The sequence below is a fragment of the Salinicoccus halitifaciens genome (assembly GCF_021026095.1).
GTDB lineage: Bacteria > Bacillota > Bacilli > Staphylococcales > Salinicoccaceae > Lacicoccus > Lacicoccus halitifaciens.
On record NZ_JAJNCU010000007.1, the window covers coordinates 1 to 1,568 of the forward strand.

General features: G+C 51.5%; 1 rRNA gene. It reads right to left on the minus strand.

Annotated features, from left to right (window positions below):
* Positions 1–1,472 (minus strand): 23S ribosomal RNA (locus LPW40_RS11570); the annotation flags it as partial.
* Positions 1,473–1,568: the final 96 nt, after the last annotated feature.

Genomic DNA, 1,568 nt, shown 5'->3' on the forward strand with positions numbered 1-1,568 from the left:
CGCATGCCTGACCATCCTCCTGCGTCACCACATCGCTCAAACAATACCCACCGGTACAGGAATTTCTACCTGTCTTCCATCGCCTACGCGTCTTCGCCTCGGCTTAGGTCCCGACTAACCCAGAGCGGACGAGCCTTCCTCTGGAAACCTTAGTCATTCGGTGGACGGGATTCCCACCCGTCTTTCGCTACTCACACCGGCATTCTCACTTCCAAGCGCTCCACATGTCCTCACGGTCATGCTTCGCAGCACTTGGAACGCTCTCCTACCATCCTTGCGGATCCACAGTTTCGGTAATATGTTTAGCCCCGGTAAATTTTCGGCGCAGCGTCACTTGACTAGTGAGCTATTACGCACTCTTTAAATGATGGCTGCTTCTAAGCCAACATCCTAGTTGTCTGTGCAACGCCACATCCTTTTCCACTTAACATATATTTGGGGACCTTAACTGGTGGTCTGGGCTGTTGCCCTCTCGACAATGGACCTTATCACCCACTGTCTGACTCCCATGAAGCACATCTGCGGCATTCGGAGTTTGTCTGAATTCGGTAACCCGGGATGGGCCCCTCGTCCAAACAGTGCTCTACCTCCGCGATGCTCTCATGAGGCTATACCTAAATATATTTCGGAGAGAACCAGCTATCTCCAGGTTCGATTGGAATTTCACCGCTACCCACACCTCATCCGGTCACTTTTCAACGTAAGTCGGTTCGGCCCTCCATCCAGTGTTACCTGGACTTCAGCCTGGACATGGGTAGATCACCTGGTTTCGGGTCTACGACGATATACTCATGCGCCCTGTTCAGACTCGCTTTCGCTGCGGCTCCGCATCCTCTGCTTAACCTTGCATATCATCGTAAGTCGCCGGTTCATTCTACAAAAGGCACGCCATCACCCATGAACGGGCTCTGACTACTTGTAAGCACACGGTTTCAGGTTCTGTTTCACTCCCCTTCCGGGGTGCTTTTCACCTTTCCCTCACGGTACTGGTTCACTATCGGTCACCAAGGAGTATTTAGCCTTGGGAGATGGTCCTCCCGGATTCCGGCGGAATTCCTCGTGTTCCGCCGTACTCAGGATCCACCTAGCTGAAGCTTTATTTTCGCCTACGGGACTGTTACCCTGTTCCGTCGGCCTTTCCAGGCCGTTCAGCTAATGCCGCTCTCGCATGTCGGTGTCCTACAACCCCAGCCAAAGCTGGTTTGGGCTCTTCCCGTTTCGCTCGCCGCTACTCGGGGAATCGTTTTTACTTTCTCTTCCTCCGGGTACTAAGATGTTTCAGTTCCCCGGGTCTACCTCCGCATGCGCTATGTATTCACGCATGGGTAACATCTAACGATGCTGGGTTCCCCCATTCGGATATCTTCGGTTCCAAGCTTACTTACAGCTCCCCGAAGCATTTCGGTGTTTGTTCCGTCCTTCATCGGCTCTTGGTGCCAAGGCATCCACCGTGTGCCCTTCATTACTTAATCGCAATGAATTTGTGAGTGTACTAAATCAATAGTACATTTGCGTGTATTTATGAACTCTTTTGTTTGTTCTCGGTTTTCTACGCAATTAATTTGATT